This window comes from Rhizobium rhizogenes NBRC 13257 (assembly GCF_000696095.1).
Classification (GTDB): Bacteria; Pseudomonadota; Alphaproteobacteria; order Rhizobiales; family Rhizobiaceae; genus Rhizobium; species Rhizobium rhizogenes.
In genome coordinates this window covers 209,053-222,750 of record NZ_BAYX01000006.1, presented here as the reverse complement: position 1 = coordinate 222,750, position 13,698 = coordinate 209,053, and the positions used below count along the sequence as shown (strand labels likewise).

General features: G+C 60.0%; 13 protein-coding genes. 2 read left to right on the top strand and 11 right to left on the bottom strand.

Going from position 1 to position 13,698, the window contains the following annotated elements:
* The first annotated feature begins 7 nt into the window (after positions 1–7).
* Positions 8–763, top strand: a complete 756-nt coding sequence (locus RRH01S_RS15260; RefSeq protein ID WP_042472594.1) for a thioesterase II family protein — start codon at positions 8–10, stop codon at positions 761–763.
* Positions 764–832: 69 nt separating this feature from the next.
* Complete coding sequence (locus tag RRH01S_RS15255; RefSeq protein ID WP_234711703.1) at positions 833–1,171, top strand: tautomerase family protein; 339 nt, start codon at positions 833–835, stop codon at positions 1,169–1,171.
* A gap of 104 nt (positions 1,172–1,275) precedes the next feature.
* Here RRH01S_RS15255 and RRH01S_RS15250 read toward each other — a convergent pair whose 3' ends face one another.
* The 11 genes from RRH01S_RS15250 to RRH01S_RS15200 all read right to left on the bottom strand — a co-directional run bounded on the left by RRH01S_RS15250 (position 1,276) and on the right by RRH01S_RS15200 (position 13,698).
* Positions 1,276–2,421: an acyltransferase family protein gene (locus RRH01S_RS15250; protein ID WP_234711702.1), complete on the bottom strand. Its 1,146-nt coding sequence runs from the start codon at positions 2,419–2,421 to the stop codon at positions 1,276–1,278.
* Positions 2,422–2,592: 171 nt separating this feature from the next.
* On the bottom strand, positions 2,593–3,294 hold the full coding sequence (locus RRH01S_RS15245; protein ID WP_042472589.1) for an HpcH/HpaI aldolase family protein: 702 nt from the start codon (positions 3,292–3,294) through the stop codon (positions 2,593–2,595).
* A gap of 10 nt (positions 3,295–3,304) precedes the next feature.
* Positions 3,305–4,114, bottom strand: a complete 810-nt coding sequence (locus tag RRH01S_RS15240; RefSeq protein ID WP_042472586.1) for an SDR family oxidoreductase — start codon at positions 4,112–4,114, stop codon at positions 3,305–3,307.
* A 9-nt stretch (positions 4,115–4,123) separates the two neighbouring features.
* Complete coding sequence (locus RRH01S_RS15235) at positions 4,124–5,800, bottom strand: hydantoinase B/oxoprolinase family protein (protein ID WP_042472583.1); 1,677 nt, start codon at positions 5,798–5,800, stop codon at positions 4,124–4,126.
* A gap of 10 nt (positions 5,801–5,810) precedes the next feature.
* Positions 5,811–7,874 (bottom strand): hydantoinase/oxoprolinase family protein, encoded by a 2,064-nt coding sequence (locus RRH01S_RS15230; RefSeq protein ID WP_042472580.1) that lies wholly within the window; start codon positions 7,872–7,874, stop codon positions 5,811–5,813.
* Between the two features lie 154 nt (positions 7,875–8,028).
* Positions 8,029–8,967 (bottom strand): nitrogen assimilation transcriptional regulator NAC, encoded by a 939-nt coding sequence (gene nac / locus RRH01S_RS15225; RefSeq protein ID WP_042472577.1) that lies wholly within the window; start codon positions 8,965–8,967, stop codon positions 8,029–8,031.
* 79 nt (positions 8,968–9,046) lie between these two features.
* On the bottom strand, positions 9,047–10,255 hold the full coding sequence (locus tag RRH01S_RS15220; protein ID WP_042472573.1) for an aspartate transaminase: 1,209 nt from the start codon (positions 10,253–10,255) through the stop codon (positions 9,047–9,049).
* A 42-nt stretch (positions 10,256–10,297) separates the two neighbouring features.
* Positions 10,298–11,041, bottom strand: coding sequence for a branched-chain amino acid ABC transporter ATP-binding protein (locus tag RRH01S_RS15215; protein WP_007690620.1), 744 nt, complete (start codon positions 11,039–11,041; stop codon positions 10,298–10,300).
* The gene (locus tag RRH01S_RS15210) at positions 11,031–11,801 is read right to left on the bottom strand and encodes an ABC transporter ATP-binding protein (protein ID WP_042472570.1); all 771 of its coding nucleotides are present in this window, start codon (positions 11,799–11,801) and stop codon (positions 11,031–11,033) included. The genes RRH01S_RS15215 and RRH01S_RS15210 overlap by 11 nt, the downstream gene beginning before the upstream one ends.
* Positions 11,798–12,784, bottom strand: a complete 987-nt coding sequence (locus RRH01S_RS15205; protein ID WP_034515489.1) for a branched-chain amino acid ABC transporter permease — start codon at positions 12,782–12,784, stop codon at positions 11,798–11,800. The genes RRH01S_RS15210 and RRH01S_RS15205 overlap by 4 nt, the downstream gene beginning before the upstream one ends.
* A gap of 41 nt (positions 12,785–12,825) precedes the next feature.
* Positions 12,826–13,698, bottom strand: a complete 873-nt coding sequence (locus RRH01S_RS15200; protein WP_042472567.1) for a branched-chain amino acid ABC transporter permease — start codon at positions 13,696–13,698, stop codon at positions 12,826–12,828.

Here is a 13,698-nt window from a genome sequence, read left to right as displayed (position 1 = left end):
AAATATCATGAGTTCGTCCCGCTGGTTCGTTAACGGGCAATGTTCGTCCCCGCGGCTTCGCCTTTACTGCTTCAGCCATGCAGGAGGCGATGCAGCGTCCTATCTCGGCTGGCAAGCCGCATTGGCGCCTGACATCGAAATATGGGGCATACGGCTGCCCGGTCGCGGCAGCCGTTTTCACGAGGTGCCCTACCGGTCGCTCGACGATGCCGTCGCGGCTGTCACGCCAGTGATCGCCGCGGCGTCCGCCAGCATCCGCTTTGCATTCTTCGGTCACAGTCTCGGTGCTCTGATGGCATTCGAGGTCGCTCGGTCACTCCGGCGCCAGCAGCTGTCAGAACCGACCGCGCTGATCGTATCGGGCGCGGACGCACCGGACACGCGCGATCCGCGACGACGCCTGAGCGCGCTCGGCGACGATGCGCTGCTCGACGCGCTGACCGCGTTCAACGGCATTCCCGCCGATCTCCTCGGTCAGCGTGAGCTGATGGAGCTTTGCCTGCCGACCACGAGAGCGGACTTCGAAATGGTGGAAACCTATCGCTATGTGCCCGACGAGCCGTTGGCGATACCGATCGACGTGCTTGCCGGAAGAACGGACACGCACATACGCCTGGATCAGGTCGCCACATGGAAAAACCAGACGAGCACGTCATGCACGGTGGAATGGTTCGACGGCGACCATTTCTTTATCGACGCGGAGAGGGATCAGGTCCTGCCTCACTTGCGGGGCATCCTCGATTGCCGGACGCCGGCGCATTGAGCGCGATTTGCCGCAAAGCTTTCGGGCCGGCCAAAACGTGAAGGCCTATCTCGGCTTGAAAGGGAAATCATGCCTGCTGTCAGAATAGAAACGCGGCGCGGTTGGATTGGCGATCGTCGCCCCGACATTCTCGAGGCGGTGCAGCGGGCGCTTCTGGCGGGGCTGGAAGTCCCGAGTGACGACTGTTGCACCAGCCTCATCGAGTATGATGCAGACGCAATCATCGTGCCTCCCGGCAATGGACCGGCCTACTTGGTCATCGAAATCAAGCTGTTTTCCGGTCGCCCGCTCGACGCCAAGCGACGGTTGTATGCCGCGATGGTCAACGAGCTTTCAGCTTTCAGCTTTCAGCATTCGGCATTCCGGCCGGAGACATCGAAACCATTCTCGTTGAGATTGACCCGGTGAATTGGGGGCTGAGAGGCTTGCCCGCCTGCGAACTCGACCTCGATTTCAAGACCGATGGATGATCACCGCAAAACTGACTGTTGCCCGGAGATGGAGACACCGAATTAAGCAACGCGAGCGCCGCTCCAGAGACGCCAGGAGACTTCCAGGCGCCGTTTCAGCTCATACGCCAGCGCACATATCGCAAGCGTCGCAACCACAATCGGAATGAAAGTCGAGGCCGACATGAGCCCGAACTGATGCAACCCGTAGGCAATAAGCAGCATGACCGTCTGGTGAAGCACGTAATAGGTGAGAATGGCCCTGTTCAAATAGCGAATAACGGTATTATCCGAATTCAGCCACATTTTCGCATACCCGAGAATCGCGACGATCGCGCACCACTGGAAGGTACCGCCGAGCACCCTCCCCACAAGCCGTCGCCAGATTCCCGGTTCTCCACCAGGCAAGGTAGGAAAGAGTATCGCGAGAGACAACGCACATGCCAACGCCAGGATCAGGGCGGGTTTTCGCATGCGGACAATCGTATCCCAGCAATCGCTGCGCGTGGCTATCACCGCGCCCAACAGGAACGACACCAGATAGACCGCGTGGCTATACCAATCGGTCAAGATATCGAGCGTTGGGGGGAAAACTGGCCGCAAAGCGAGCCTCAGTAGAATGAATAATATGGCAGGCAGTATCAAGATCGACTTGCCCGCCAGCCAGGGCATTAACCAGTCCCCTGCTCGCCGCAACAGCCCCGGCCAGACCGACAGGGCAAGCGTCAGGATAGCCGTATACGCCCAGAGATAGGCGAGATACCACAGGTGCTGCATTCCCAGGAGATTGACCACGCCTCCATCCGGCAGCGGAACAGGCGTCAGGGTCAGATAATGCCGGAAGACGTCCAGAAGACTGATATCCACGCCCAAACGGCCATTCAGGCAGACGTACATCTGGGGTGGGATCAGAAGCAAAACACCGACCAGCAATGGGGCCAGCAACTGCCTCGTTCGCACACTCCTCAACGCCTCGGGAGCCTGCCGCGTCAGCAAAATCCCCGTTACAACGCCTGAGATCAGAAACAACAGCGACATGCGCCAAGGATGTGTCCACAGATGGATCACATCGAACATGGCAGAGCTGTCCTGCGACTTCAGCAGAAAGCTCCTGGAGTTGTACATCAAGCTGACATGATAGACGATCAGCAGCATGAATGCTGCGACCCTGAGAAAATCCAGATCATGCCGACGTGACATCGCTTCCATGGATTGGCATCTATATTGCAATCATTAATACACAGTTCATAAAAGCTGTTGAAATCTAACCGTGTAGTAGAAATGCAGATGTCATCTCCTTGATCAACCAAAAATTGCCATCAAATGCTCGCCTCGACAGGCTTCGAACCCGGATCGTAGCGAGCATGACCCCTGCTCCGATTATTGAGCCAGCGTCTGCTTGATACCTGCTAGACCGCGACGCAGAAACGGATCCGAGTGGATGTAGAAGAACTGGACCCCCTTATCGAGCCAGTGCGGCAGCTCCTCGGCAGTCGCGAGGGTACCCGCGACCTTGCCGGCAGCCCGTATCTTCCCGACCGCGTAGGCCACTTTTTCGATGACTTCCATCGGACGTGGCTCACCGAAAGGCGGGGCTGGCGGAAAGCCCATATTCTGCGAGAGATCGCCGGGTCCGATGAAGAAGACGTCGATGCCCTCCACAGCGAGCATTTCGTCAAGATTGTCGATCGCCTCGAGCGTCTCGATCATGCTGACGACCAGACGCTTTTCATAGTCGGACGGCAAAGCGTATCGGACGGCGTCGACGACGGCGCGGGCTTGCTCGGCCGTGTCCACCATCGGCACCATCAGCCCATCGGCGCCGGCGTTCAGATAGCGGATGAGAACCGGCCGCTCATGCGAATGAGGGCGAATGATTGCAGCGCCGCCGACCGAACGGACGATCTGCGATGTCGCACGGACATCCTCGAAGCTCCAGGTGCCGTGCTCGCAATCGACGAAGATGGAGTCCGCGCCGAGCTCGACCAAGCGGGCTGAAAGGCCCGACGAAGAGTGGTGCGGGGTGAACATGGTGATGGTTTCGCCGGCTTGAAGCCGGGCGCGCAATTTGGCACCGTTCATGATGTTCCTCCTATTTCTCTTTCTTGGGCAGATCAGGCGTGTCTGCCGGCGCTCCCACCCAGCGCGCGGTCTCGATATCGGCCGAGGTATCGCGCATGAATGTCGGGCAGATATGGAGCTCGGGTATCATCGCTCCCTTCTGCAGGCTGGCGCAGAGCAGGATTGCTCTCGCAACGTCGTGCGGATCGAGCATGATGGCACGCTCAGTCTCCAGCGGCGGTCGTGCCCGGTTGTCCATGATCGGCGTATTGGTCTCGCCTGGAAGAATGGTCGTCGCGCGGATGCCCTGATTGCGGTAGGTGTTGTGAACGAAGGTCATGAAGTTCTTCACGCCCGCCTTCGCCGCGCCGTAGGCTGCACCACCGAGCAGGTTCGGATTGAGTGCCGCCAGCGACGAGACGGTGATGACGGTCCCTTCCCCCTTGGCGATCATGTCAGGCAGGACCGCCTGCGTCAGATTGAAGACTGCGGTCAGGTTCACATTGACCGTCGAGTTCCATTCATCCTCGCCGAGGAAGCGTGCGTTCAGGACTTTGCTGGCGCTGCCTGCATTGTTCACCAGAATGTCCACCGGTCCGATGCCGTCGCGGATCCATTTCACCGTCGCGAAGATCTCCTCGCGGGATTCGATGTCGAGCGCGCGGGTAAACGCACTGCCGCCTTTCTTTTCGATCCTGGCGGCGACTTCGCGCAGTGGCGTCAGACGTCGGCCGGTGAGGACAACACGGGCGCCTTCCTTGGCGAGAAGGATGGCGGCCTCCTGGCCGATACCCGTCCCTGCCCCGGTGACCAGTGCGATTTTCCCATCAAGCAGACCCATGACTTTCTCCTATTCCGCTGCGGCGGCAGACGTAGCCTTATAGCCATAAACGGCCTTTGCTGCCTTCGGCGTGATCAAGCCCTCGGCAAGGTCCTGCTCGATAATCTCGACGGACCGTTCGCTGGCGCGACCCCAGCCGCCGCCGCCCGGCGTTTCGACCTCAAGGCGCTCGCCAGTCTTCAGAACGACCTTCCCCTTTGGGAACTGCGGCTTGCCGTCCTTCGATACTTTGCCGGCCGTGCCGTTCTGTCCCTCGACAACGCCGAAGCAGGGATGACGGACGCGCTCGGAGGCGAGATAGATATTCATCGGGGTCTTGCCGAGATTACGCAGGACCACCTGTTGCCCGAGACCGCCGCGATGCTTTCCGGCACCGCCGGAATCGGCGATCAACTCCTTGCGCTCCGTCAGCACCGGCACTGCAATTTCGAACATCTCGATTGCGGTCACCTTGCAGTTGGACGGGAAACTCAGCGTGTCCAGGCCATCGAGTTCGGCCCGCGCGCCCTGGCCTCCATGGAAGTTCTGCACGGAACCATATTGGGAGCCATCGTCCCGCTGACCGACACAATTGGCCGCCCAGATCGGCGCGCCGCCGCTATCGCCCATGACCTTGTCCGGAACGACGCCCTCCAGCGCCTTGAAGATCAGCGAGGGAATGACGTGACCGATCAGGTTGCGCGAATTGCCCGCGGTCCACTGCTGGGGGTTCAGGATGCTGCCAAGCGGCGCTTCGTCGGTGATCGGGACGATGCAACCTTCGTTGTTCGGCGTCTCGGGGTCGAGCAGGCACTTCAGCGCATAAACCGAATGGGCATAGCGGTAGTTCGTCCGGCAGTTGATCGAATGCAGAACCTGATCCGATGTGCCGGCATAGTCGACATGGATGGAATCATCCCCGACGATGACGGAGGCTTTCAGCTTCACATCGACATCGTAGCCGTCGAGAAGAACTTCGGCGCTATAGGTGCCATTCGGCCATTCGCCGATCGCCTTGCGGGTCTGCGCTTCCGATCGGGAATGGATCGCCTCGGCAAGACCGTCGACGTCATCAAGACCATATTCATCGAGAAACTTCAGGAGCTCGCGGCCCATGACGTTGTTGGCGGCGATCATTGATTCCAGATCGCCCTTCACCTCCGTCGGCAGACGAACGGAGGCGGCGATGATATCGAAGACATCCTGATTGGGGACACCCGCCTTGAGCAGCTTCACGATCGGGAAGCGGATGCCCTCCTCGAAGATGTCGCTCGCCTCGGAATGCAGCGGTGCGCCGCCAATATCGGGAAGATGCGCAATCGAGCCGGCATAGGCGACGACCTTGCCGTTCTTGAAGATCGGCGTCAGCATCGTCACGTCGGGAAGATGGCCGGTGCCGATCTCCGGATCGTTTGTGGCCAGCACATCGCCCTCTTCCAGAGCCTCCGCCGGGAATTTCGGCAGGAAGTATTTTTGCGCGGCGGCCGGAAGCGAGGTGATGAAGACCGGGATCGACCAGGTGCATTGCGCAAGTGCACGACCCTTGCTGTCGAGAAGGACGGTCACGTAGTCATGGTTCTCGCGCACGATCGGCGAGAACGCGGTCTTGCCGAGGACGTTGTCGGCCTGGTCCGCGATGAAGATCAGGCGATTCCACATGACTTGAAGATTGATCGGGTCGTTGAAATCGGTAGCGGGCTTCGACATCTGGGCCTCCTTAGAGAATATTGATCACGAGGTTGCCGTGGGCATCCACATGGAAGACGCCACTCGGGCCGACGACCGCGGTTGATTCACGCTGCTCGACGATCGCCGGGCCCTTCAACTCCTGACCGACAGGGAGCTTGTAATGGTCGTAGACCGAGGTCTCGGTATATGTCCCCAACTCTTGAAAGTAGACCTGACGGCTTCCCTTCCTCGCATCGGCAACCTCAGTCTCATGCGGACGGGTGACCTGATCCTTCTCACCACTGGCACGAAGACGCCAGGTGATGACTTCGACGGAGGCCGCGACCGTACGTCCGAAGAGCTCCCGATAAAGCTTGAAGAAATTGTCGAGAAGCTGCTTGAGGAATTCCTCTTGTGGCAGGCTGCGGTCGGGCAATGCGACCGTGATCTCGTGGCCCTGACCGACATGGCGCATGTCGACAGTATAACGGTTGGTGATTGTCTCCTTGGCAATGCCCGCGGCGGAAACAACCTCCGCTCCCTGCGCTGCCAAGTCATCGAGCAGCTTGTTCATGCCGTCCAGATCCCATGCATCCACCGCCATCGGATGGCTTACGGACAAATCGACGGCAACGGGAGCGATCAGGAGACCAATAGCAGATGTCACACCAGCGCCGGTCGGGCAGATGACGCGCTTGATGCCAAGCTTGCGGGCGATGCCATAGGCATGGACGGGGCCGGCACCACCGAAGGCGACCATCGGCAGGGATCTCGGATCGACGCCGAGGTCCGTGGCGTGCATCGCGGCCGCCTTGCTCATGGATTCGTTGACAAGATCATGGATACCCCAGGCGCAGCGATCGACGCTGACATCCAGCGCATTTGCCAGCTTGGTCATGGCGTCGCGCGCGGCATCCTTCGACACCTTGAAGGATCCACCGACGAAGGACTCGGTCCCCATATAGCCGAGCAGGATGTCGGCGTCGGTAACCGTCGGTTCGGTGCCGCCGCGCTGATAGGCGGCAGGCCCCGGAAGAGCGCCGGCGGAACGCGGGCCGACATCGAGCAGGCCGAGCGGGTTCTTGGCGGCGATCGAACCGCCGCCTGCGCCGATTTCGATCATCTGGATCGACTGGATCTTCAGGGGAAAGCCGGAGCCCTTGCGGAAGCGCTGGTAGTGCGCAACCTCGAGATCGGTACCGACCGTCGGTTCACCGTTGGGAATGAGGCAGAGCTTCGCGGTGGTACCGCCCATGTCGAAGGAGAGGACACTACCCTCGCCTGCAATGCGTCCGAATTCAGCGGCGGCCACGGCTCCGGCGGCCGGACCGGACTCGATCAACCGAACCGGAAGCTCGGCTGCGCGGCTGCTCGGAACCAGACCGCCGGACGATGTCATCCAGAGAACCTGACGATCGATGCCCTTCTTGGCAAACTCGCGCTGGAGATGCGCGACATGGCCCGCCATTTGCGGCCGGGTATAGGCATTCACGACCGTCGTCGAGGCGCGGTCGAATTCGCGCATTTCGGGGCAAACTTCCGAAGAAAGCGAGACGAAGATGTCAGGGTCTTCTTCACGGATCAGCGCTGCGACGCGCTGCTCGTGCTGCGGATATTTATAGGCGTGAAGCAGGCAGACCGCGACGGAGCGGATCCCCTTTTCCTTCAACCGTCCGGCAATCTCGCGAACGGTTTCTTCCTTGAGTTCCGTCATGACCGAACCATCGGCGGCGATGCGTTCTTCCGCACCGAAGCTATTGGCACGGGTGACCAGCGGATCGGGATACTTGATGTTCAGATCGTAGAGATCGTAACGGCCTTCATTGCGGATGCGCAGCATATCCCGGAAGCCATCGGTGGTGATGAAGCCCGTCTCGACGCCCTTGCGTTCGAGGACGGCATTGGTGACGACCGTCGTCGCGCCCAGCACCTGCAAGTTCTCGATGGCGATCGATCCGGAGAATTGTTCCAGCAGTTCCGAGACGCCCTGCACGACGGCCTCCGCCGGGTTCTTCGGCGTGCTCAGGACCTTGTGAAGATGAAGCTTGCCGTTGTCGTCCAAAAGAGCGAAGTCGGTAAAGGTACCGCCGGTGTCGAAAGCCAGTTTTGCCATATTTCCCTCGAAGCGACTGTACGGCGCCGAAACGCCGATGTGCCTGGGTCCGACCTTGCGAACCCGTTATCTGCTAGGAGGTTAGGTGACGGGGGCTTGTGTTGGCCAACACAACTACAGTCTGCCGCCATAGGGTTTGCTTATGGCAAAACTTCTATACCGCGCGAATGCCCGGATGATGGCCGGCCATCAATTTGCCGACGATTTCCAGGAGGACGGACCGCGCGGCAAGCGCAGGTTCGGAAAGCGGGAGATGGTCGGAAACACAAAGCGACACGGTCGCCTCGATGACCGGCCGAACGAGCGCGCGAACCTCAGCGCCCGCAAAGCCGGATGTCTCGGTGACCACCGAGGCGGGCAGGATTGTCGACCCCAGCCCATCGAGAACGGCGGCACTGAGCGCGGGAACCGATTCAATTTCCGAAACCACGTCCGGCTCGGCTCGAGCTCTCGCCAGCGCCTCGTCGATAAGCCGGCGCAGAAGGTGGCCCTTGCTGGGTAGAAGCAGGGGGATTTCGTTCAGGGCTGACAATGGCAAGGGCTCACCCGCAGCGCCAGGAAGCGTTGAACTCGGCGGAGAAACGAGGAACATTTCTTCCCGAAAGAGCGGCTGCAGCGTCACGCCCTTGATTGGATTGGCCGAGTAGATCAGCGCCATGTCCATCTTGCCGGTCATGATCAATTCGCTGAGGATATGGCCGAAGCTGTCGTTGATATGAACGACGATCTTCGGATGCTGCGCCTTCATTTCCTTAATGATCGGCAGCGATAGCGCGCTCGACGTCGAATACGTCGCCAGGCCGATGGACACGCGTCCGGCAAGAGATCGCGTGGATTGATTGATGTCGGTTTGCGCCTGCTCGATCTGCTTCAACAGCAGTTGCGCATGGCGATAGAGAATAAGCCCGGCTTCGGTCGGCGCGATACCGACATTGCTGCGGATCAGGAGCTTGTGCTTGAAATGCGCCTCAAGCGCCGCGATCTGCTGCGATAAAGCCGGCTGTGCGGTGCGCAGAATGCTGGCGGCGCGCGAAACGCTACCCGTATCGACGATCTTGACGAAGCTTCGCAGTTTTCTGAAATCGACGCTCATGGTTCCCGGCTTATTGTTTCGTGGAACCTAAGGCCTGTGGCAGGAGCGGCGCAAGCCCCTCCCGCATGGCGCATGGCTGTTAGCGAAGAGCCGCTACTGCATTCTCGATGCGGTCGCAGGCAACCTTGATCGCGTCCATCGATGTCGCGATGGACAGGCGGAAATATGGCGACAGGCCATAGGCAGTGCCCTGGAGCGCGGCCACGCCAACACCATCCAATAGATAGAGCACGAAATCGAGATCGGTTTCGATCGTCTTCCCATCCGGCGTCTTCTTGCCGATGACACCGGCGCAATTCGGAAACAGATAGAAGGCTCCATCCGGCACAAGGCACGACAGGCCCGGGATGGCGTTCAGACGCGCGCAGGCATAGTCGCGACGCTCCTTGTAGACCTTCACGCTTTCGCTGACGAAGGACTGATCGGCTGTCAGTGCGTGTGTCGCAGCTGCCTGGCTCACCGAGGACGGGCAGGACGACATTTGCGACTGCAGCTTGTTGATCGCGGCAATGATCGGCGCCGGGCCGGCGGCATAGCCGATGCGCCAACCGGTCATCGCGTAGGATTTCGATACGCCATTGGCGAGCAGAACACGATCCTTCAGCGCCGGCACGGCCGCCACCAAAGTCGTCATCGGCTCATCGCGGAACCAGACCTGATCATAGATGTCGTCGGAGAGAACGAAGACATGGGGGTGACGCAGGAGCACCGCGCCGAGCGCCTCCAATTCGGCCCGTGTGTAAGCGGCGCCTGTCGGATTGGATGGAGCGTTCAGGATCAGCCAAAGCGTCTTCGGCGTGATGGCCGCTTCGAGCGCTTCGGGAGTCAGCTTGAAGCCCTGCTCCTGCGGGCATTGCACGATGACCGGTTTGCCATCATTGGCGATGACCATATCGGGATAGGAGACCCAGTAGGGCGCGGGAATGATGACCTCCGCATCGCCCTCGACGCTGGCCATCAGTGCCAGGAACAGGATCTGCTTTGCACCGCCGCCGACGCAGATCTCGTTATCGGCATAACGCAGGCCGAGACGACGTTCGAAGTCGCCGATGATCGCCTTGCGAAGCGCCGGCGTGCCGTTCACGGCGGTGTATTTCGTCTCGCCGCGATCGATGGCCGCATGTGCGGCGGCCTTCACATTCTCCGGGGTATCGAAATCGGGCTCGCCCACCGTCATGTCGATGATATCGCGGCCGACTGCCTTCAGTTCGCGGGCGCGCGCCGCCGCCGCCGTGCTGGGCGACACTTTGATTCTCGACACGCGCGATGCAGGCACAAAAGTGCTCATGGGAGTTTCCTCAGTTCTGGTTGTGAGCTGTTCAACGCGGCATTAATGAACGGCGTCGGTTTCACCGCGCATCTTTCCGGTCAGGAAGAGTTCGCCAAGCTCATCATGCGTGATGTCCTTCGGCAGGCCGTCCCAGATGACTTTGCCGAGACGCAGGATAACGGCGCGCTCGGCGACCTCCATTGCCTTCTTCGTGTTCTGCTCGACAAGAAGGATCGTCTGGCCTGCGGCGTGAAGACGGAGAAGCTCATCGAACACCACGCCGATGGCCGCTGGCGACAGGCCGACGGAAGGCTCGTCGACCAAAAGAACTTTCGGCCGCTGGAGGACCGCCATGGCCACTTCAAGCAGTTGCTGTTCCCCACCCGACATGTTGCCGGCAAGCGTCGAGCGGCGCGTTTTCAGGATCGGAAACAGATCATAGACATAGTCCCGATCTGCCTTCACTTTGGCATCACGGATCGTATAGGCCGCCATCTGCAGGTTTTCGTCGACGGTCATCACCGGAAAGTTGCAGCGCCCCTGGGGCACAAAGGAAATACCCTCCCCCAGAATGGCGCGCGACTTGTAGCCGGCTATGTTCTTGCCGCGCCAGCCGATGCTGCCGCCCTTGATGGTGGTCATGCCATAGAGCGTCTTGAGCAGCGTCGACTTGCCCGCTCCGTTTGGCCCCATCAGCGCGACGAACTGGCCGGCGGGTACATCGAGGTCGACGCCGTTGAGGATATCGAGATTGCCATAGCCTGCCTTCAGGCCCTGGATCGAAAGGTTGGAATCAGCCTCCAAGATAGGCCTCCCTGACGCGCTGGTCCTGAATGATGTCTTGCGGCAAGCCCTCGACGAGCTTCGTTCCCTGATCGAGAACGATCACGCGTTGGCAAATGCTGGTCACGACATCGATGTTGTGCTCAATCACCAGGAAGCTGACGCCGAGCGACTTGTTCGCATAGAGGATCGTCTCGACCACCCGCTCGATGATCTTCGGATTGATACCGGCCATTGGCTCGTCGAGCAGGATAATCTTCGGTTCCGGCATCAGCATCGACGCGAACTGAATCAGCTTCTGCTGGCCGCCGGAGAGATTACCCGCCGGCTGGTGGCGCACATCCCACAGGCCCGCCATCTTGATGAGATCGCGTGCTCTTTCCCGCAGTCCGACGATCCGCTGGCGCGACAGCCTGCCAAGCCCGAATGTCGACAGCAGCGACGGAAAGGTGAACATCTGGCCGGCAATGACGAGGTTCTCCTCCACATCGAGCGACTTGAACGTCACGGTCTTCTGAAACGAGCGGAGCATGCGGCCCTCGCGGGCAATGCGGTTCAGCGACCAGCCGGTAATGTCCTGACCATCGAGGATGACGGTTCCTGAATCTGGCTTGGCGAGGCCCGTGCTGCAGTCGAAGAAGGTCGACTTGCCGGAGCCGTTCGGCCCGATCAGCCCGGCGATCTCACCGCGGTCGATATGGATGCTGACGTCGTTGACGGCCTTGACCGCACCATAGGACTTGCTGAGGTTCTTGATCTCGAGAATGGGGAGATGGCTCACTTCGCACCTCCGATCGCATTCCAGAAGCGATTGATGAGTGGAGCAAAACCCTTCTTGAACCAGAAGACGAGCACCAGAAGACAAAGCCCGTAGGCGATCATCCGAAGTTCCGGCGTGACGCGCAGCGCTTCCGTCAGGCCGACGAAGAGGAGGCTACCGAAGACGGTTCCCGAGATCATCCCCGCGCCGCCGCCGAGTACGATGATCAGCATTGTCGTCGAATAATACATCTGGAACGTCAGCGGACTGACGACGGTCAGATAGTGAGCGTAGAGACTGCCACCCACCCCGGCGAAAACGGCGCTGATCATGAAGACGATCAGCTTGTAACGCCACGTCGGAATACCGACGGACTCCGCAAGCGTTTCGTTCTCGCGGATGGCAATCATGTTACGGCCAGCCGGCGAGCGGACGATCGCCCAGACGACAAGGGTTGCGAGCGCACCGACGGCCAGAGCCAGATAATAGAAGTTCGTGGTCCCCGAGACAGTGAAGGACCACGGGCCGAGCGCGAAATGCGGCTTCGGTATTCCCGACAATCCCATGTCGCCGCGGGTCACGGAAATCCAGTTCTTGGCGATCGCCTGGCCGATGATGACGAAGCCGAGCGTACACATGACGAAGGATGTCGAGCGCAAGCGAAGTGCGGGAATACCAAGCGGAAGTGCGATGGCTCCGGCAACAAGCCCCGCCGCGACCGCATTCACGTAGAATGGTGTCCCATAGGTCACCGCCAAAAGTCCGGCCGTGTATGCGCCGATGCCGAAGAAGGCGGCCTGGGCCAGCGAAAGCAGCCCGGTGTAGCCGACGAGCAGGTTCAGCCCATGGGCTGGCAACATGAAGATGAGCGCAATGATCAGCGCATGCGTGACATAGCGGCTGCCGATGAAGGGAGCAGCAAGCGCAAGCACGAGCAGGATGGCGGCAAGCGGAACACGGAAATCGCGTCGGCGCAGCTGTTCAGTCGTTTCCGTGAGAGACATATCGAGTCCTCAAAATTCGAGAAAGTTTCGGCGGGATGCACTTAGAAGCGCGCCTGCGTCGAGAAGAGCCCATGCGGTCGCCACATCAGCATCAGAATGAGCGTTGCAAAGCCGACCGTGTCGCGAAATTGAAGCCCCACATAGGTCGCCACCAGACTTTCAGCAATGCCCAGGATCATGGCTGCAAAGAATGTGCCGCGGACGTTTCCAAGGCCGCCCATGATGATGATCGGCAGCGTCTTGAACGTGATGAGTTCTCCCATGCCGCCATAGAGGCTGACGTTGACCGGCGCGGTCAGCACGCCGGAGAGCGCGGCCAGTGCCGCCCCCAGGACGAAGGTCCGCAGCACCACCTGCGGCACGTCGATGCCGACGACTTCACAGCACTCGACATTCTGGGACACGGCGCGCATGGACTTGCCCATGCGGCTGTAGGTGACCATCAACTCAAGGCCGATGAAGACCAGCAGACAGACGACCAGAATGATGATGCGCTGCTCCGCCAGACTGAATCCGAGGATCGAGACCGGCTCGATATATCCGCCGGAAAAGAATTTGTATCCGCCGCCGAAGACGAGGATCACCGTGTTCTGCAGAACGAGTGCGATACCAAGCGTGGCAAGCACCCCGGACTCTGCCGGAGCGCCGACCATGCGTTGCATGACAAGCTTTCCCACGACATAAGCGACGACGATCGTCGAGAGGACGCCCACTATGATGGACGCTTCATAGGACAAGCCGAGATAGTCGATCGCGAACCATGCCCCGAAGGTCCCGAGCATGTAATATTCGCCATGGGCGAAATTGATAGCCCTGAGCACGCCGAAGATCATCGTCATACCAACAGCGACGATCGCATAGACCGAGCCCGTCACGATACCGTTGATGACCTGCTCGAGGATGGTCGAGAACAT